The organism is Achromobacter sp. GbtcB20, from assembly GCF_019091095.1.
In the GTDB taxonomy this organism is placed as follows: Bacteria; Pseudomonadota; Gammaproteobacteria; order Burkholderiales; family Burkholderiaceae_B; genus Achromobacter; species Achromobacter mucicolens.
The window spans coordinates 46112-65162 of sequence record NZ_JAGXJZ010000009.1; the positions used below are offsets into that span (position 1 = coordinate 46112).

Genomic DNA, 19051 nt, shown 5'->3' on the forward strand with positions numbered 1-19051 from the left:
TAGGGAAGGTTCAGTCGGCCGGCTTGCGGCGCAGTAGCTTGCCCAGGTACTGGCCGGTGTGGCTGGCCTTGGCCGCCGCAACCGTCTCCGGCGTGCCTTGCGCCACGACACGGCCGCCGCCGTCACCGCCCTCGGGGCCCATGTCGACCAGCCAATCCGCGGTCTTGATGACGTCCAGGTTGTGCTCGATGATGAGCACGGTATTGCCGGCGTCCACCAATTGATTGAGCACCTGCAGCAGCAGCTCGATGTCGCGAAAGTGCAGGCCCGTGGTCGGTTCGTCCAGGATGTACAGCGTGCGGCCGGTGCTGCGGCGCGACAGCTCCTGCGACAGCTTCACGCGCTGCGCTTCACCGCCGGACAGCGTGGTCGCGCTTTGCCCCAGGCGGATATACGACAGGCCCACGTCGATGAGCGTGTGCAGCTTGCGCGAGATGGCGGGCACCGATTCGAAGTACTCGAGCGCCTGCTCCACGGTCAGGTCCAGCACTTCGCTGATGTTGCGGCCGCGGTAGCGGATTTCGAGCGTCTCGCGGTTGTAGCGCTTGCCGTGGCAGACGTCGCAAGGCACATACATGTCCGGCAGGAAATGCATCTCGACCTTGACCACACCGTCGCCCTGGCAGGCTTCGCACCGGCCGCCCTTCACGTTGAAGCTGAAACGGCCCGGATCGTAGCCGCGCGTGCGCGCTTCCGGCACACCCGCGAATAGCTCGCGGATGGGTGTGAACAGGCCCGTATAGGTGGCCGGGTTGCTGCGCGGCGTGCGCCCGATGGGGCTTTGATCGACGCTGATGATCTTGTCGAAGTTCTCCAGCCCCTGCATCGACACGTAGGGGGCGGGCTCGCTCTGCGCGTGGTGCAGCTGGCGCGATACGGCCACGGCCAGCGTATCGTTGATGAGCGTGGATTTGCCCGAACCGGACACGCCCGTCACGCACACGAGACGGCCAGCCGGCACACGCAGTTCGACGTTCTTGAGGTTGTTGCCGGTGGCGCCGGTCAGCGTCAACCACGGCAGTTCGTCGTCGACGGGACGGCGCTTCGGGATGGCGATGGCGCGCGCGCCGCTCAGGTACTGCCCCGTCAGCGAATTGGGATCGCGCTGCACGGTCTCGGGGTCGCCCTGGGCGACGACTTCGCCGCCGTGTTCGCCGGCGCCGGGGCCCATGTCCACCACCCAGTCGGCCATGCGGATCATGTCTTCGTCGTGCTCGACGACGATGACGCTGTTGCCCAGATCGCGCAGATGTTGCAGCGTGCCGATCAGGCGGTCGTTGTCGCGTTGGTGCAGGCCGATGGAGGGCTCGTCCAGCACGTACATCACGCCCGTCAAGCCCGAACCGATCTGGCTGGCCAGACGAATGCGCTGCGCTTCGCCGCCGGAGATCGTGTCCGCGCTGCGGTCCAGCGACAGATAGTTCAGGCCCACGTTGTTCAGGAAGCTGAGCCGCGCCTCGATCTCGCGCACGATACGCTGCGCGATCTCCTGTTTGGCGCCGGTCAGGTTCAGATTGCGGAACCATTCCAGGCAGCTGGACAGCGGCATGGACTCGACTTCATAGATGGCCTGGCCGTGGCGCTCGCCGCCGCGCGGGTCGTGCCCGATGAGCACGTTGCGCGCTTCGGGGCGCAGCCGCGAGCCCGCGCAGTCGGGGCAGGTCTTGATGTTGCGGTACTTGCCCAGTTCCTCGCGCACCGTCGCTGAGTCCGTTTCGCGCCACCGGCGCTCCAGGTTCGGGATGACGCCTTCGAACGTATGGCGCTTGACGGTGCTGCGGCCTTTTTCGTTCAGGTACAGGAACGAGATCTCTTCTTCGCCGGACCCGTACAGGACCTTGTCGCGCAGCGCCTCGGGCAGCTCCTCGAAGGGCGCCTCGATGTCGAATTCGTAATGGGCGGCCAGGCTGGTCAGCAGCGAGTGCGTGAACGCATTGCGGCGGTCCCAGCCGCGGATCGCGCCGGCGGCCAGGCTCAGTTCCGGAAAGGCGACGACCCGCTTCGGATCGAAGAAGCCCACCTGGCCGATGCCGTCGCAGCTGGGGCAGGCGCCCATCGGATTGTTGAAACTGAACAGGCGTGGCTCCAGCTCGGGCAGGCTGTGGCTGCACACCGGGCAGGCGTAGCGGCTGGAGAAGACCTGCTCGCGCTCGTTGTCCATGTCCAGCGCCAGGGCGCGGCCTTCTGCAAGCTGCAGGGCGGTTTCGAAGCTCTCGGCCAGGCGCTGCTTGCTCTCGGGCCGGATGCGCAGGCGGTCGATGACGACGTCGATGTCGTGCTTCTCAGTCTTTTTCAGCGGCCCCATGCCGTCGATTTCCAACATCTGGCCGTCGACGCGCAGGCGCACATAGCCCTGCGCCTGCAGGCTGGCGCATTCGTCCTCGAAGCTGCCCTTCTTGCCGCGCGCGATGGGGGCCAGCACGGCCAGCCGCGTCTCGGGCGTCCAGCCCAGCACCGCGTCGACCATCTGGCTGACGCTCTGGGCCTGCAGCGGCAGGCCGTGATCGGGGCAGTAGGGCGTGCCCACCCGCGCGTAGAGCAGGCGCAGGTAGTCGTGGATCTCGGTGATGGTGCCGACCGTGGAGCGGGGATTGTGTCCCGCGGCCTTCTGCTCGATCGAGATGGCCGGCGACAGCCCCTCGATGAGATCCACGTCAGGCTTGTCCATCAGTTGCAGGAACTGGCGGGCGTAGGCGGAAAGACTTTCCACATAGCGCCGTTGGCCCTCCGCGTACAGCGTGTCGAACGCCAGCGAGGATTTGCCGGACCCGGACAGACCTGTGACCACCACCAGCTTGTGGCGCGGCAGGTCCAGCGAGACGTTCTTGAGATTGTGGGTGCGGGCACCCCGGATGCGTATGCTCACGTCTGTATGGGTAACGTCCAGTTGCGTCGAAGACGCCTTTGATCCCGCGCACCCTTTGGGCGCATTTAAGCGGTTTCAAAGGCCAACTTGGTACTATAGCGCGCCGAATCCCCTCGCGTTCAAGGTCCTCCATCTGGTGGGACGGAACCGGGGCCGGCGCCGCACCGCCAGAATCAGACCGTGAGCGTATGACGTCAGATGCATGCGCGCCGCCCTAGTCATCGTTGAAATTTCCGCATGCCGGCAGACACCAAACTGAAATTGACCCCTTCCGAGCGCCGCGCCAGCGTGGCCTTGGCCGGCCTGTTTGCCGCGCGGATGCTGGGACTGTTCCTGTTGCTGCCGGTCTTTGCAGTGGCCGCAAGCGGCATGCCGGGCGGCGACGATCCCGCCCGCGTCGGCCTCGCCTTGGGGATGTACGGGCTGACCCAGGCTTTCATGCAGATTCCCTTTGGCCTCGCGTCCGACCGGTGGGGGCGCCGCCCCGTGGTGCTTTTCGGGCTGCTGCTATTCGTCATCGGCAGCGTCGTCTGTGCGCAGGCGACCGATGTGTTCTGGATCACGATCGGCCGCGCCATCCAGGGGGCGGGGGCCATTTCCGCGGCCGTCACCGCCTGGCTGGCCGACGCCACCCGCGACGAGGTGCGCACGCGCGCCATGGCGATGGTGGGCGGATCGATCGGCCTGTCGTTCGCCGTATCGCTGGTGCTTTCGCCCGTGCTGGTGGGCTGGTGGGGGCTGTCGGGACTGTTCTGGACGATCGCCTGCCTGGGCGTCGTCTGCCTGGCCGTGGCGCGCTGGGTGGTGCCGGTGGTGCCTCGCACGCAGGCCCGCACCATGCAGGCGGCCAGGCCGCGCGAGGTCCTGACCCATCGTGACCTGCTCCGGCTGAATTTCGGCGTGTTCGTGCTGCATCTGATCCAGGTGTCGCTCTTTGTCGTGGTGCCGGCGCTGCTGGCCAAGGTCGGGGGGCTGGACGCGCGCGACCTCTGGAAGGTCTACCTGCCGGTCATCCTGGTGTCTTTCGTTCTGATGGTGCCGGTGGTGTTCGTCGCGGAAAAGCGGCGCGCGCACCGCGGCGCGCTGCGGGCGTCGGTGGCCGGGCTGGTGCTGGTGTGCGCGCTGCTGCCGGCCGCCAGTCACGGCTTCTACACGCTGGCCATCGCCCTGACCGGCTTTTTCGTCGCCTTCAACGTGCTGGAGGCTTTGCAGCCCTCGCTCGTGTCGCGCGTGGCGCCGGCGGCCTACAAGGGGCTGGCGCTGGGCTTTTACAACACGGCGCAGGCGGCAGGGCTGTTTGCGGGCGGAGCCCTGGGCGGATGGCTGGCCGCGCATTCGGGCGCCAGCGCGGTGTTCGTGGCCGCGGCGGTGCTGTCGGCGATCTGGCTGGCGGTCACCTGGGCGCTGCGGCCTCTGGCGTGATCGCTGGGACTTTCCCGCAGCGTGAGGAAAGTCGCCGATCTGGTCGCAAACGGCGTCCAACAGCGTCGAAATGGTTTGCCAGCGGTGATCGATTTGTCACCGAACCCGTTTGGCGCGGCGAGCGCTTTCGTCGATAATACGCATCAACACAGGCTTCACCTGAGCAATCGCCGGTCATCGCTTCGCTGACCGGCGACTTTCATGAAGCCGGTCTTCAACATCGCTTTTTTATGTTGTTGCCGGCGCGCTCGCGGCAACGCGAATCGCAGGCTGTCAACAACAGAGGGACATCGGCATGGCATCGGTTAACAAAGTCATACTCGTGGGCAATCTGGGTCGCGACCCGGAAGTCCGCTACAGCCCCGACGGGGCCGCAATCTGCAACATGTCGATCGCCACGACCTCGTCCTGGAAGGACAAGGCCAGCGGCGAAAAGCGCGAAGAAACCGAATGGCACCGCGTCGTCATGTACAACCGCCTGGCTGAAATCGCCGGCGAATACCTGAAGAAGGGCCGCTCGGTCTACATCGAAGGCCGCCTCAAGACGCGCAAGTGGCAAGACAAGGACACCGGCGCCGACCGCTACAGCACCGAAATCGTCGCTGACCAGATGCAAATGCTGGGTGGCCGCGAAGATGGCGGCGGCGGTGGCGGCAGCTACGGTGGCGGTGGCGGCTACGACGACGCCCCGCGCCAGCAACGCGCCGCCCCGGCGCAGCGCCCCGCGCCCCAGCAGCGCCCGGCGGCTCCCGCAGCGGCCCCGGCCAGCAGCGGCGCCAATCTGGCGGACATGGACGACGATATTCCGTTCTGAGCGAATTTCAATTCGGCCAAAAATGGCGGACCTTCGGGTCCGCCATTTTTTTCGTCTCGAAGGGCGGGCGGAGAGGTCTACGAACTTGCTTACCTGCATCTCGGGTATCAACCATGCTGTGTAGCGGTTGAATTTCACGCATTCCGATTAAGTTCTGCCACCAAGTCTGGACTTCACCGGTTTTGGTGGAACAAAAATGTGCGCATCTGCCAGCGGAACGGACCCTCCGCACGACGGCTTACCAGACCTAAATTACATCTATAGCTGCAAGGTAATAATTTCACGGGTTACGCAATGGTTGGTGGATATTGGTAACAATGTGAATTCTATATATGGATTGCGCCGATTGTTTAACTATTCCGGGCTTTGCCTTGTGTCCGGAGCGGCGCTGCCGCTTGCCCCGGACGTGACTCTCTGATAGCCTCTTCGGCGGTCAACCGATTGTTCTGAAAAAATGGTCCGTCACTGGCCTAAAATGCTGCGAAAAAGGAACATCGATAGTGCGCGACAATAACTTGATTAACGCCGCGGCCCGGGAAAACGGTGCTGACGCGCCGGTGACGCCGCGTGGCGATTATCCAAGGGAAATTTTTTGGGGGCGTTTATTCTGCAACTGGAAAACACTGGCAATCGCTGCAGTGTTTGGAGTCGCCTGCGGCGTTGCGGCTTATTTTTTTGTGCCGAAAAAATGGCCGGCGATTCTTATCGTCCGTGTCGGCGATGTCAAAGCAGGACATGACCTAAAACCCGAATTGCTGGAACAGGTCTCGCTGACTTCGGAGTGGATGAAAAGCCACGAATTCGTTGACGCGGTGGTGTCGTCGGCAAATGCTGCGTCGCCCGGCCAGGGTGGCGGCGCATCGCGCGACGCTAAACTCTTTCGTGAGTCGCTGACTGTAAGGCCGATTCCCGGCACCCAACTGCTTAGAGTGGATTACCTGGGATACTCGCACCACCAACTGCAGGTCTATGTCAACGCAATTGAAAAGCAGGTACGCGCGTCTCACGACAAGGTGATGGACGCGCGCCTGGAAGCGCTGATTGACTTACGTAATAAATATGATGGCGAGGTCGCGGCGGAGGGAAGAAAATTTGAGAGCTTGGGCCGCAAGTACAACTACGTTGTGCGGGGTGATCCTGATGTGTCGCTCTGGCTTGCTCCGCAATTAAGAGCCGAAATTTCCCAGAGCGAACTGATGATCGGAATTTTGCGCCGATCCATAGACGAGTTGGATGATCGCATTGCTTTGGCAGGGCACTATTCGGCGGATGTCGCCCAGGCCGAAATCCTTGTGCAGCCGGTATTTCCAAGACTGAGAAATCTGCTGCCTCCGGCGATGTTGCTGGGGATTTTGTGCGGCTTCATCTTTTTGGTTATTCGAGGCAAGACGCGTTTTGTTCTCTTAAAGTAGCAGTGGACGTCTTGACGCGGCGCCTGCGGCATCCTTGACGGCTTGTGGGTTCGTAGCAATGAAGATTGCCTGGAAGGGCTTCGAATGTCAGCCCTAGAGCATCCTTTATGTTACGGAAACTTCCTTTGGTCTATCCGTGAAATTAATCCGACATTCCGTTTACAACCTGCTCGGCCTGGGGCTTCCGCTACTCACCGCAGTATTCAGCATTCCGGTTCTCATCCGCGAATTGGGGGATGCACGGTTTGGGTTGTTGACGCTGATCTGGGCAGTCGTCAGCTACCTGAGCCTGTTTGACCTGGGACTCGGCCGTGCGTTGACGCAGCATCTTGCGGTGATGCTCGAAGGCAAGGAGCGGCGGCGAGTGGGCGCCCTGGTGGTTACCGCCATCGCAGTGATCGCGCTTTTCAGCATCGTTGCGGGCGCCTTGATGGCTGCGGTGGGCCCCTGGGGGCTGGGATTCATCAGCGCCGTGCCGGACCAGGCGGAAGTGCTCAATGCCATCTGGATCATGGCGCTGGCCATGCCCGCTGTCGTGTTGACTGCGGGCTTTCGAGGGATTCTGGAGGCCAGGCACGCATTCGCGGTCATCAATCTGATCAGGCTGCCGATGGGCCTGTTGACCTTTTTGGGGCCTCTGGCCGTGGTGCTTTATGGCCCGCCCCGGCTGGACGTGATAACGATGGTTCTGGCCGGTGGGCGTGTGGTGACGTGCGCATTGCATGCGTGGTACGCGAAGCGCTACCTGCCGGACGATGTGGGGCCCTTCAAGTTCGACAAGTCACTGATTCGGCCGCTATGCAGTTCAGGGGGGTGGATGACAATCAGCAATATCGTCAGCCCCGTCATGAGTTACGCTGATCGATTCATTGTGGGCGCTGTTATCTCGTCGGCCGCCGTTGCTTATTATGTTACGCCGCAAGAGTTGATCACCAAATTGTCGATTCTGCCTGGCGCCTTGACGGCCGTGTTGTTCCCGGCTTTGGCGGCGCAGATTGCCCGGCAAGACAAAGCGGTAATGCCGTTGATAAACAAGGCAGTGGGCTGGATTTTCCTGACCCTGTTGCCCATTACGGTGGCCATCGCGATTTTTGCCAAAGAGCTTTTGACGTTGTGGGTGGGTGAATCCTTTGCGTCGCAAAGCTATGTGCTGCTGCAAATATTCTCGGCTGGCATGTTTATTACCTGTATTGCTCAAATACCCTTCACCGTCATTCAAGGGGCCGGAAAATCGCATTTGACAGCCATATTTCATATGATCGAGGTGCCGCTATTTCTGGGAGCGTTGCTTCTTCTCGCGCGGAATTATGGCTTGACAGGGGCCGCCATCGCGTGGTTTCTCCGTGTCGCGGTTGACGCCATTTTGATGTTCTGGGGCGTCAAGCTTGTGCTGAACCGTTCGATGTTCACCAGTGCGAAACTCCGACTCCTTTCGGTTTCAGGCCTGGCAGTAGTGGGGTTCGTGGGAGCGCTCGTGCCAAGTCCATCCGTCCGTGCCGCCTGGCTGGTTGCGGTTGTCGCATTGGTGCTGTTGATTGCTATGCGCGGCAGCGCGCGTTTCGGCCGTGGGAGCAGGGCATGACTCAGGATATGGCGTTGCCTTACCGTTTCGACACGCGGCTTGCGTTGTTTGTCATCCTGCTTCCGTTCTTTCTGTTGTTTGTCGGCGATATACAGGTGCCCGTTGGCGTAAGCACGATGACCGTCCCGATGGGATTATTCATTGTCCTTCCGCTGCTGCTCACCGCAATTGCGCTTCCCCGGATTGTGATTCCCGCGCCCGCCATATTGCTGGCGGGAGCGGTAGTTTTTGGGGCGGTTGGCGTGGCGATGACGCCCGAGGGCGCACATATGCGGGCGGCCGCCGGCGCCTTGCCGATGATCTATGCAATTTGCACGTTGATTTTTTACGCGCAGTTTCACCAGTTCATCAAGCAGGATTGGATCGTGCGCATGATGCTGGCCGGAGGCGTCGTGCTGGCACTCGCCGTCATCGTGCTGTTCTACATCGCTGCGTATAGTCCGGGCGATTATTACGCGCGTAAGTTGTTCATCGCGACGCCGCTTGGCAGATCGAATTATCTTGCCGCCTTTCTCGTATTTTTGTTTGCACTTGCGTCGGCTAGAATGCGCGTGCTGCGGTGGCTTTTTGCGATCGCCATTTTGTGCACGATGTCCCGCGGCGGTGCCATCATATTGGCGTTGTACCTCGTTGCGCTAATGATGGACAGGAAGCGGCTGCTGTGGCTCGTGTGGGTCGTGCCAGTAATCGGATTCGCGTTGGCGATTCTATTTTTTTCGATTGATGGTCAAAACCAGCTTCGTGACTATGGTGGGCCGTTTGCCAGCGAACTGAGCTCCGCGGTAAATCGCATGTTGCTGTGGGCGTTCAGCTTCGACCTTTGGCTTCAGCACCCTTGGTTTGGCATTGGCCCCAATACATTCCGGACGTTCATCGAGGCCAACCCGGGCATCGAGGACGTCTGGGGGACGCATAACTCCATCCTGCAGCTGCTTCTGAATTACGGACTATTCGGGGCCGTATTGTATGGATGGTACTTGCGGCTAATCTATAGGCACCTGGTCCGGGCAGAGCAGACGTCGCCGTGGTTCCGCTATCTGCGCGTGGTTTTTGTTGTACTGCTGGTGTTTTCCCTGTTCGAGCCCCTGGTGGGTTCGGCAGCATTCGAAGTGTTGCTTGTATTCATGTTGATTCTGGCACTGACACACGCCCTCCCCGCCGGCTCGGGAAGACTGATGATAATTGCGATAAGTTATTCAGAAAATGGAAATATTGCTATCCGTTGTGATTCCCACGCACAATCGCTCCAAGTATGCGATTCATGCGGTTCGCTCCATACTGGCCATCGGGGATCGCAGCCTGGAACTGGTTGTCAGTGACACCAGTACAGACGGACTGCTCGAAGAGTTGGTTCGCCAGGGTGATAATCCGCCCTGCGATGACCCCCGGTTCAAATATTTGCGGCCCGCAGAAAAGCTGGATATGACCGGGAATCACAATAATGTGATCGGCGCCGCCTCCGGAGAGTTTGTCTGCCTGATCGGCGACGACGACACCATCACGGAAGACGCGTTGCTGGCGGCGCGGTGGGCCAAGGAAAATCAGATCGACGTTATCGCGCCGAAGGTCATGTCGAATTATGTATGGCCGGATTTCAGGTCCAAGATTTTTGGCGCGGGGCACGCCGGCAGGTTGTATCTGCCGAGCCGGATCGGACCCGTGGTTGTTCGCGAGTCTTCCGACAGCCTGTCCGCAGCCTTGTTGAATGCCGCCCAGGGAACGGATGGCCTTCCAAAGATCTACCACGGGATCGTGCGGCGCAGCCTGCTCGAAAAAATGAAAACGCTGTCTGGCGCGTTTTTCCATGGATCCAGCCCCGATGTGTCCGGCGCGATCGGCTTGGCGCTGTGCGGTGGCCGGTTCGTAGAGATCGACTATCCTCTGACCATTCCTGGCGCGTCGGGCGGCAGCAATACAGGCCGCAGCGCCATGAACCAGCACAAGGGAAAGCTGGGAGTCGAATCGCAAACCAAGGCGTTCGTAAGCGCCGGTTGGACGGAAGGGGTGCCGCGCTTTTTTTCCGTTGAAACCGTATGGGCGCATGCGGCGCTGGAGACCATTGCAAAAATATCCCCGGCCGAGGTGTCGCGATTCAATTTCGCGCGGTTGATCGCCGTGTGCCAGACGTTGCACGGCGAGTACGCTTCTGAGATTGAGCAGGCGATTCCGCTGGCCGCGGGTATCGTCGGCATGCCGCGCTCTGATTTCCTTAAGAAAGTGGCATTCGAGAAAAGGCGTTATCGCCGCCAGCGGCTCGTCAGGCTCCTGCGCCGGGCATTGCGTCCCACGGTTGCCGGCGGGCGGGAATATACCGGTGCCATCGATACGGTGGCTCAGACGCCGGCGGTGCTCAAGGCGCACATGGCGGGCCGTCATTGGAGCTGGGACAAGGCGGTCAAGCGCTGACGCACCGGACGCTGCCAGTGGCGGCGGCTACTTTTTTCCGGGGGCCGGCGTCGGTGGGGCGCCGGCCGGGAGAAAGGCCTGCACCAGAAAATCAATGAAGGCGCGCGCGCGGGCGGTCTGATTGCGGCGCTGCGGATAGTAGACGAACAGGTCGGCCGACGGCAGCGTGAAATCGGGCAACACCACCCGCAGCCGGCCGCTTTCCAGGTATTTGGCCAGATCCCATTCCGACCGGATCAAGATGCCGTGGCCGTCCAGGGCCCAGCCCAGAACGATGTCACCGTCGTTGCTGGAAAGCCCGCCTTCGACCTTCACCACCTCTACATTGCCTTGATGCGTGAAGCGCCAGACGCCGTGCGCTTCGTCGTTTTGCCGGTGAAGAATGCATTGGTGATGGGCGAGGTCGGCAAGGGTGGCGGGCGTGCCGTGCGCCTTCAGGTAGTGAGGCGAGGCGCAAAGAAAGCGGCGATTGGTCATGATGCGCCGCGCGGCAAGACGTTTGTCGGGGAGTTCGCCGAAGCGGATGGCCAGGTCGAAGCCGCCTTCCACCAGGTCGATGGGACGGTCGGTCACCTCCAGTTCGACCTGGACCTGCGGATAGCGCCTTGCAAAGTCCGAGACCAGCGGCGCGATGGTCGTGCGGCCGAAACCCAGCGTGGCATTGACGCGGATAAGGCCGCGCGGTTGCACGCTGCTGCTCGACACCACGTCCTCCATTTCCCGCAGGTCGGCAAGGATCCGGGCCGCGTAGGTCAGATAGGTTTCACCTTCATTGGTCAGACTGATGCTGCGCGTCGTGCGGTTGACCAGCCGCACCCCGAGGCGCTTTTCCATCAGCGCGAGCCGCTTGGTGGCCGCGGGAGGCGTCAGGTCCAGTTGCCGCGCCGCTGCGGACAGGCTGCCCAGCCGCGCGATCAGCACAAAGAATTGCAGCTCCGAGGCAAGGTCCGCTTTCACTGGAAGTTAATAATCAAATGAACTTGGGTGAATTCTAGGGCAGGGATGCGCCACTAATCTATCGATTCACGATGCGCCCCAACTGGAGACAAGCCATGAGAATCGTCGATATCCGCGAGCAGACCCTGCCCATCAGTTCACCTATCCGCAACGCCTACATCGATTTCAGCAAGATGACGCTGAGCCTGGTCGCGGTGATCACCGACGTGATCCGCGACGGCAAGCCGGTGGTCGGTTACGGGTTCAACTCCAACGGCCGCTATGGCCAGGGCAAGCTGATGCGCGAGCGCTTCATCCCGCGCGTGCTGGAGGCGGACCCGGATTCGCTCGCGGATGCCACGGGGCGCAACCTGGACCCGCACAAGGTCTGGGATGCGATGTTCAGGAACGAGAAGCCCGGCGGCCACGGCGAGCGATCGGTGGCGATCGGCACGATCGACATGGCCGTGTGGGATGCGGTGGCGAAGATTGAAGGCAAGCCGCTTTTCCAATTGCTGGCCGAACGCTACGGCAATGGCCAGCCGGATCGGCGCGTGTTCGTCTACGCCGCAGGCGGGTACTACCATCCGGGACAGGACCACGCCAAGCTCAAGGACGAGATGCGCAGCTATCTGGACCGCGGCTATACGGTCGTGAAAAAGAAGATCGGCGGTGCATCGCTGGACGAAGACCTGCGCCGGATCGACTCGGTGCTCAGCGTGCTGCAGGACGGCCAGAAGCTGGCTGTCGACGCGAACGGGCGGTTCGATCTGGACACGGCGATTGCATACGCCAAGGCGCTGTCCCAGTACGATCTCTTCTGGTACGAGGAGGCCGGCGACCCGCTGGACTTCGAGCTTCAGGCGACGTTGCGCAACTACTACGACAAGCCCATGGCGACGGGCGAAAACCTCTTTTCGATGCAGGATGCCCGCAACCTGATCCGCTACGGCGGCATGCGCGCGGACCGCGACTATCTACAGTTCGATTGCGCGCTCAGTTACGGGCTGGTGGAGTATCTGCGCACATTGGCGATGCTTCATCAGCACGGCTGGTCTGCCAGCCGGTGCGTGCCGCATGGCGGGCACCAGATGTCGTTGAACATCGCGGCGGGCCTGGGGCTTGGCGGCAACGAAAGTTATCCGGATCTGTTCCAGCCGTTCGGCGGGTTTCCAGATGGCGTGAAGGTGGAAGCTGGCCATGTGACGATGCCCGATCTGCCTGGCATCGGCTTCGAGGGCAAGTCCGATCTGTATGCCGTCATGCGCGCACTGTCGGCGTGACGCAGGGTGGGGCGGCTCCGTTGGCTGAGTCGCCGGACCGCCCGACGCAGCGTTGCGCGTGCCGCCGGGCCCCTACAGGCTGTGTTGCCAATTCGCCCCACGAAATAAATTGTTTCACTTAAACCGCTTGCGCTGTCTATCTAGTAGTAGGTAAGATTCATCCATCGACGCAGCGCACCCAACAAAACCGCCCGGCGCCGAACCCAGAAATACAGTAGGACCGCTTTTTTATTTCGCTCGACATCTACCTACAAGTAGATAGCTAACTGAAACGCACACTTTAACTTATCTCGGAGATTGACCATGAAGACCCTCGTATCCGCCCTGATTCTTTCCGCTTCGTTCATCGGCGCCGCCCAAGCCGGCGAACTGGACTACCCGCCTGCCCTGGACACGCACAGCACGGTGACCCGCGCTCAAGTCCAGCAAGAACTGGCCGCTGCCCGTGCCAACGGCGCACTGGCGTTTGGTGAAGAAGGCTACGCCGCCGCCCCGATCGCTTTCGCCGGTGACAAGACCCGCGCCCAAGTGAAGCAAGAACTGGCTGCCGCCCGCGCCCAAGGCCTGACCGACAGCGGCGAACTGGACTACCCGCCCGTTCAAGGCTGATTTTTTTCGACCGCTTATCTATCTATAACTAGATAGCTGTAACCCAACTTCGACGCAGCAACTCACATTGACTGGAGCATTCTCATGAAGACCCTCGTATCCGCCCTGATCCTGTCCGCTTCCTTCATCGGCGCCGCCCAAGCCGGCGAACTGGACTACCCGCCCGAACTGAACACCCAAAGCACCGTGACCCGCGCTCAAGTGCAGCAAGAACTGGCAGCCGCCCGTGCCAACGGCGAACTGGTGTTCGGCGAAGAAGGCTACGCCGCCGCCCCGATCGCTTTTGCCGGTGACAAGACCCGCGCCCAAGTGAAGCAGGAACTGGCTGCCGCCCGGGCTCAAGGCCTGACCGAAAGCGGCGAACTGGACTACCCGCCCGTTCAAGGCTGATTTTTTCCAGCCTCTTATCTATCTACAACTAGATAGCACCAACGCAACTTCGATATAGCAACTCACATTGACTGGAGCATTCTCATGAAGACCCTCGTATCCGCCCTGATCCTGTCCGCCTCCTTCATCGGCGCCGCTCAAGCTGGCGAACTGGACTACCCGCCCGCCTTGAACACGCAAAGTACGGTGACCCGCGCTCAGGTGCAGCAAGAACTGGCCGCCGCACGCGCCAACGGTGAACTGGTGTCGGGCGAAGAAGGCTACGCCGCCACCGCGTATGCCCACGCCGGCGACAAGACGCGTGCCGAAGTGAAGCAGGAACTGGCCGCCGCCCGCGCCCAAGGCCTGACCGACGGCGGCGAACTGGACTACCCGCCCGTGCAAGGCTGAAGCAGATGGCAATCGAAGCGGACCCCGGGAACGGGATCATTCCCGGCCGGGGTTCGCTGGCACTGTCGGCGGCTTGAGCGGCCCTCTCGGCAATACCGATCAGGGACCGTCCCAATGACGAGCCGACCTATTAGTAGGTAATATGCAGCCATGGATACCCCGACTTCCAACACCACTCGCGAATTGCTTCTGGCGCATGCCGAGAAGCTGATCCGCATGCGCGGATGCAACGGCTTCAGCTACCGCGACCTGGCTGAGCATGTGGGCGTGAAGACGTCCAGCATCCACTACTACTTTCCGGGCAAGGACGACCTGCTTTACGAAGCCGTCGAAGCCTACAGCACGCGCGCTCTTGGCGCGGTGCGCGGAATCGATGCCACGCTGCCGGCGCAGGCGCAGCTTGAAAAATACCTCTCGATGATGGAATCGGCCGCGTGCGGTTCCGGTGAACTCTGTCTGGGCGGCATGCTGGCCGCCGACGTGATGAGCCTGTCCGAGCGGGTCCGCGGCGCGTTGCAGGGATTTTTCCGCGCGCACGAAGCGTGGTTGGCCCGCGTGCTGGCCGAAGGCGCGGCGCAGGGCACGCTGAAGTTTTCCGGAACGCCCGAAGCCGCGGGGCGCGCCGTGTTCGCGACGATCCAGGGCTGCCTGCTGGTGTCGCGACTGTTTCAGCAGCCGCCGGCGCTGTGCGAAGCAATCAGCGCGCTTTACGTCGAATGCGAAGGCAAGACGACGGGACACGCAGCCTGAACGTTGTGCTTCGGCACCCGCCTTTCACGGATTCACGGCCGCCTTGCGTTTGCAGGCGGCCGTTGTCATTGGGCCCAGGGGCACCACTGGGGCAGCACGGCGGCCGGCCTATGCCAACGCGCGGGCCATGTCGGTACTGGTGCGTTGCTGCACGCCAAGATCCCGCATGCGATGCAGAAAACCGGCCTGCGCGTTGGCAAAGCCCGCGACAGGACTCATGCAGTCGGTCAGCAGCACGATGCGCGACAGATTGCCGCCGGGCAGATGCTCGGCCAGGTGCTCGACGGTGGCCTTCACGCAGTGGCTGCCCGCTTCGCCCGCCACAAGAATCAGATCCGCGCGGTCCAGCGAGTCCAGCAAGCCGCGGTTGAGCTGGCTGCGCGGATCGTCGGCGTCTGGCACTTCGGCCATCAGTGCGCTGTAGTGTTCCGTCCAGGGGTTGGCGCCCTTGGGCACCTTGCGCACGATGAACTGGCGGTCTTCCTCCCAGCGGCCGTAGGCGGCGCGCACGTCGGCATGCACGTTGTGGCCCCAGGTGCCGATTTCGCAATGCACCGGCCAGGCCATCAGGGTGTAACGGCCGCGGGCTTCCAGTTCGTCCAGGTAGTTCAGGGTGCGGGGCACGTCGTCATCATGCCGTGGCACGAATTCGCCCGCGCGCAACTGAGCGGCCGTGATCGGCGTGAAGGGCGGCACCGGGTCGCCGTTGCCCATGCGCCAGAAGGTGGGGTGCGCGATATCCAGCCGGTGGTGCGAATCGAGCGTGACCGTGATCGACGAGAGCGCGTGAGCGGTGGCGTCGATGAAGCGCGCCAGCCGCTGCATGTCCGCGTGCGCGCCTGCGATGGGCAGGGCGGGCTCGACCGGCGATCCGGTCAGGGGATCGGTGGGCCGATAAGCGTCGGGCAGGTCGCAAAAATCGTTTTGCGGGTCGACGATCAGCAGATGAATGGAGCGCGTCATGGTGTGTGGGGCGGAGTGGAAACCGGACGGTATTCCCGGGCGCCCGGACTCAGAACAGCACGAGATGGTCGGCGCGGTCGGGCAACTGGCGCAGCAGCGCGCGCCACTGGCGCCAAAGGACGGAGGATACGCCTAATGCGCCTATCGGAATGAGAATCCACATGGCCTGCTCCTGTCAATATTCGCACGGTCGTGCGAAATTTAGCGAAAGTAAATGCCGGGACGGAGCCGGCAAGGTGGGACTACTCGATGTACTTGAAGCTGCGATATGTGGAGATGAGGCGTTCGTAACCTGCCTTCACGCGCTCGTGCGCCTTGGGATCGCGAAGGAACCGGGCGTCGTGCATCAAGCCGATCATCAGGCTGTAGACCTCGAACACCAGCTGCTGCGGATCGGTGTCGGGACGCAGATGCCCGGCCTCCAACGCCTGGTTCACCGTGCGCACCATGGCGGCGCGCCAGCGTTTCAGGTTGTGTTCCAGCACCGAGCGTAGCGGGGAGTCGACGTCGTCGTATTCAAATGCGCCGGCCACGTAGATGCAGCCGGTAAGCGTCTCGACATTGCTGGCGCGGTCGATCCACAGCGAAACCAGGGCATTCAGGCGCGGCAGACCGCGCGGATACGCCATGGCCGGCGTGAAGACGGCTTCGACGAAGCGCCGGTCGTATTCATCGAGCACCGCCTGCTGCAGGGCTTCCAGCGAGCCGACGCGCGAGAACACGCCGCTCTTGCTGATGCCGAGCCGTTTGGCGACCTGGCCCAGCGAAAGGCTTTCCATGCCTTGCGCGGCGGCCATGTCGAGCGCCGTGTTCACGATCGCCGCGAAGGTGAGTTCGCTTTTCTCGGTCTTTGCTGTCATGGTGGGAATTTAGCACGATCGTGCGAAAAGGTCGCTGCCTTTAATTCGGGGCGGATGCTGGCGTGAGATCCGGCTTGCGCGATCGCCTTGGCGGGCAGTGTCAGCCGAAAAAAAAAGCCGGACGGCAATGCCGTCCGGCGTGGTCACGCTTGCACAGCCTGGATCAGGCGCGCGCGGCCTTGTACTCCAGGCGGTACTTGTGCAGCAGCGGCTCGGTGTAGCCGTTGGGCTGCGTCAGCCCTTCGAACACCAGCGCGCACGCGGCCTTGAACGCCAGCGAGGTGTCAAAGTTGCCTGCCATCGGCTGGTAGAGCGGATCGCCCGCATTCTGCCCGTCGACGATCTTGGCCATGCGCTTGAAGGTCTCCATGACCTGATCGCGGTTCGTGATGCCGTGGTGCAGCCAGTTGGCGATGTGCTGGCTGGAGATGCGCAACGTGGCGCGGTCTTCCATCAGCCCCACGTTGTGGATGTCGGGCACCTTCGAGCAGCCCACGCCCTGGTCGATCCAGCGCACCACATAGCCGAGAATGCCTTGCACGTTGTTGTCCAGTTCCTGCTGGATGTCGGCGGCGGACCATTTGGAAGGATCGCCGACCGGCACGGTGAGCAGGCCATTCAGAAGCTCGTCGCGCACGCTGTCCAGCCGGGTGCGTTCGAGTTCCTGCTGGACCGCCTGCACGTCGATCTGGTGGTAATGCAGCGCGTGCAGCGTGGCGGCCGTGGGCGAGGGCACCCAGGCGGTGTTGGCGCCCGCCTTGGGATGCGCGATCTTCTGTTCGAGCATGGCGGCCATCAGGTCGGGCATGGCCCACATGCCCTTGCCGATTTGGGCGCGGCCGCGCAGGCCGGCGTCCAGCCCGACCAGCACGTTGTTGCGTTCGTAGGCGGCGATCCATGCGCTGGACTTCATGTCGCCCTTGCGCATCATGGGGCCGGCTTCCATGCCCGAGTGCATCTCGTCGCCGGTGCGGTCCAGAAAGCCCGTGTTGATGAAGGCGACGCGCGAGGCGGCGGCTTCGATGCAGGCCTTCAGGTTGACACTGGTGCGGCGCTCTTCGTCCATGATGCCCATTTTCAGGGTGTTGCGCGGCACGCGGATCAAGTCTTCGACGCGGTCGAAGAGCTCGCTGGCGAACGCGGCTTCGGCGGGGCCGTGCATCTTGGGTTTGACGATGTAGACCGAGCCCGTGCGCGAATTGAGCTTCTTCTGGCGGTCCTGAAGCGCGGCCAGGCTGGTGACGACGGCGTCCAGAATGCCTTCGGGGATCTCCTGGCCGTCGCGGTCCAGCACGGCCGGGTTGGTCATCAGATGGCCCACGTTGCGCACGAACATGAGCGAGCGGCCATGCAGCGTCAGCGCCGAACCGTCCGGCCGCGTGTAGTTGCGGTCCGCGTTGAGCTTGCGGGTGAAGGTCTTGCCGCCCTTGGTGACGTCCTCGGTCAGGTCGCCCTTCATCAGGCCGAGCCAGTTGCGATAGATCTGGACCTTGTCGTCGGCGTCGACCGCCGCGACCGAATCTTCGCAGTCCATGATGGTGGTCAGCGCCGCTTCGACCACCACGTCCTTGACGCCCGCCGCATCGGTGCCGCCGATCGTGCTGGCGCGGTCGATCTGGATCTCGAAATGCAGGCCGTTGTTCTTGAGCAGGATGGCCGTGGGGGCGGACGCATCGCCCTGGTAGCCGACGAATTGCGCGCCGGACTTGAGGCCGGTTGCGCCGGTGGCAAGCGCCACGCGCAGCTCTCCGCCCTCGACCGTGTAGCCCTTGGCATCGGCGTGCGAGCCCTGCGCCAGCGGCGCGGCCGTGTCCAGGAAGCTGCGTGCGCGCGCGATGACGGCCGCGCCGCGTTCCGGGTTGTAGCCGCGGCCCGTGTCGCCGGGCGTGGCGGGGATGGCGTCGGTGCCGTACAGGGCGTCGTACAGGCTGCCCCAACGCGCGTTGGCGGCGTTCAGCGCATAACGAGGATTGGACATCGGCACGACGAGCTGCGGGCCGGCCTGCTGCGAGATTTCGGTATCCACGTTGTCGGTGGTGGCGCGCACGGTGGCCGGTTGCGGCAGCAGATAACCGATGCCTTCAAGGAACTTGCGGTAGGCGGCCGGATCCGTGATGGGACCAGGATGGGCGCGGTGCCAGGCGTCGAGCTCGGCCTGCAGGCGGTCGCGCTCGGCGAGCAAGGCCCGGTTCTTCGGCGCCAGATCGTGCACCAGGGCTGCAAAGCCTTGCCAGAAGCCGTCGGCATCCAGGCCGGAGCCGGGCAGCGCTTCCTGTTCAATGAATTGACTGAGATTGGCCGCCACTTGCAGGCCGTGGTGCTGGATGCGTTGAGTCATGCGGATCTCTGGCGATAAGTAAGGCAGACC

Annotated in this window: 16 protein-coding genes; 11 read left to right on the forward strand and 5 right to left on the reverse strand. The window is 62.5% G+C overall.

Annotated features, from left to right (window positions below):
• Positions 1-10: 10 nt before the first annotated feature.
• The gene (uvrA, locus tag KVT32_RS13745; protein WP_152382993.1) at positions 11-2866 is read right to left on the reverse strand and encodes an excinuclease ABC subunit UvrA; all 2856 of its coding nucleotides are present in this window, start codon (positions 2864-2866) and stop codon (positions 11-13) included.
• Positions 2867-3103: 237 nt separating this feature from the next.
• Between uvrA and KVT32_RS13750 the strand changes: the two genes are divergently transcribed.
• The 6 genes from KVT32_RS13750 to KVT32_RS13775 all read left to right on the forward strand — a co-directional run bounded on the left by KVT32_RS13750 (position 3104) and on the right by KVT32_RS13775 (position 10502).
• Positions 3104-4288 carry an MFS transporter gene (locus KVT32_RS13750; RefSeq protein WP_056327097.1) on the forward strand — a complete coding sequence of 395 codons (1185 nt, stop codon included), beginning with the start codon at positions 3104-3106 and terminating at the stop codon, positions 4286-4288.
• A gap of 295 nt (positions 4289-4583) precedes the next feature.
• The gene (gene ssb, locus KVT32_RS13755) at positions 4584-5102 is read left to right on the forward strand and encodes a single-stranded DNA-binding protein (protein ID WP_062838810.1); all 519 of its coding nucleotides are present in this window, start codon (positions 4584-4586) and stop codon (positions 5100-5102) included.
• A gap of 500 nt (positions 5103-5602) precedes the next feature.
• A complete protein-coding gene (locus tag KVT32_RS13760; protein ID WP_193725341.1) occupies positions 5603-6514 on the forward strand; it encodes a hypothetical protein in 912 nt (303 codons plus the stop codon).
• Positions 6515-6650: 136 nt separating this feature from the next.
• Entirely contained in the window at positions 6651-8096 is a 1446-nt protein-coding gene (locus KVT32_RS13765) for a flippase (protein ID WP_152382991.1), read from the forward strand.
• Complete coding sequence (locus KVT32_RS13770) at positions 8093-9415, forward strand: O-antigen ligase family protein (RefSeq protein ID WP_217618374.1); 1323 nt, start codon at positions 8093-8095, stop codon at positions 9413-9415. Before KVT32_RS13765 ends, KVT32_RS13770 begins: the two co-directional genes overlap by 4 nt.
• The gene (locus KVT32_RS13775) at positions 9321-10502 is read left to right on the forward strand and encodes a glycosyltransferase (protein ID WP_193725340.1); all 1182 of its coding nucleotides are present in this window, start codon (positions 9321-9323) and stop codon (positions 10500-10502) included. The genes KVT32_RS13770 and KVT32_RS13775 overlap by 95 nt, the downstream gene beginning before the upstream one ends.
• Before the next feature lie 27 nt (positions 10503-10529).
• Here KVT32_RS13775 and KVT32_RS13780 read toward each other — a convergent pair whose 3' ends face one another.
• Positions 10530-11459, reverse strand: a complete 930-nt coding sequence (locus KVT32_RS13780) for a LysR substrate-binding domain-containing protein (protein WP_152382988.1) — start codon at positions 11457-11459, stop codon at positions 10530-10532.
• Between the two features lie 95 nt (positions 11460-11554).
• Between KVT32_RS13780 and KVT32_RS13785 the strand changes: the two genes are divergently transcribed.
• From KVT32_RS13785 to KVT32_RS13805, 5 genes are all read left to right on the forward strand, one after another.
• The gene (locus KVT32_RS13785; RefSeq protein ID WP_152382987.1) at positions 11555-12721 is read left to right on the forward strand and encodes a mandelate racemase/muconate lactonizing enzyme family protein; all 1167 of its coding nucleotides are present in this window, start codon (positions 11555-11557) and stop codon (positions 12719-12721) included.
• A 303-nt stretch (positions 12722-13024) separates the two neighbouring features.
• Positions 13025-13330 (forward strand): DUF4148 domain-containing protein, encoded by a 306-nt coding sequence (locus KVT32_RS13790; RefSeq protein ID WP_056327114.1) that lies wholly within the window; start codon positions 13025-13027, stop codon positions 13328-13330.
• Positions 13331-13414: 84 nt separating this feature from the next.
• The gene (locus tag KVT32_RS13795) at positions 13415-13720 is read left to right on the forward strand and encodes a DUF4148 domain-containing protein (RefSeq protein ID WP_152382986.1); all 306 of its coding nucleotides are present in this window, start codon (positions 13415-13417) and stop codon (positions 13718-13720) included.
• Between the two features lie 84 nt (positions 13721-13804).
• Positions 13805-14110, forward strand: coding sequence for a DUF4148 domain-containing protein (locus tag KVT32_RS13800; RefSeq protein ID WP_152382985.1), 306 nt, complete (start codon positions 13805-13807; stop codon positions 14108-14110).
• Positions 14111-14260: 150 nt separating this feature from the next.
• On the forward strand, positions 14261-14860 hold the full coding sequence (locus KVT32_RS13805; RefSeq protein WP_152382984.1) for a TetR/AcrR family transcriptional regulator: 600 nt from the start codon (positions 14261-14263) through the stop codon (positions 14858-14860).
• A gap of 108 nt (positions 14861-14968) precedes the next feature.
• On the opposite strand, the gene KVT32_RS13810 is transcribed toward KVT32_RS13805, so the two are convergent.
• The 3 genes from KVT32_RS13810 to KVT32_RS13820 all read right to left on the reverse strand — a co-directional run bounded on the left by KVT32_RS13810 (position 14969) and on the right by KVT32_RS13820 (position 19021).
• On the reverse strand, positions 14969-15823 hold the full coding sequence (locus tag KVT32_RS13810; protein WP_108696302.1) for a cysteine hydrolase: 855 nt from the start codon (positions 15821-15823) through the stop codon (positions 14969-14971).
• Positions 15824-16065: 242 nt separating this feature from the next.
• Positions 16066-16683: a TetR/AcrR family transcriptional regulator gene (locus tag KVT32_RS13815; protein ID WP_056327123.1), complete on the reverse strand. Its 618-nt coding sequence runs from the start codon at positions 16681-16683 to the stop codon at positions 16066-16068.
• Positions 16684-16846: 163 nt separating this feature from the next.
• Positions 16847-19021, reverse strand: coding sequence for a malate synthase G (locus KVT32_RS13820; RefSeq protein ID WP_152382983.1), 2175 nt, complete (start codon positions 19019-19021; stop codon positions 16847-16849).
• Between the last annotated feature and the right edge of the window lie 30 nt (positions 19022-19051).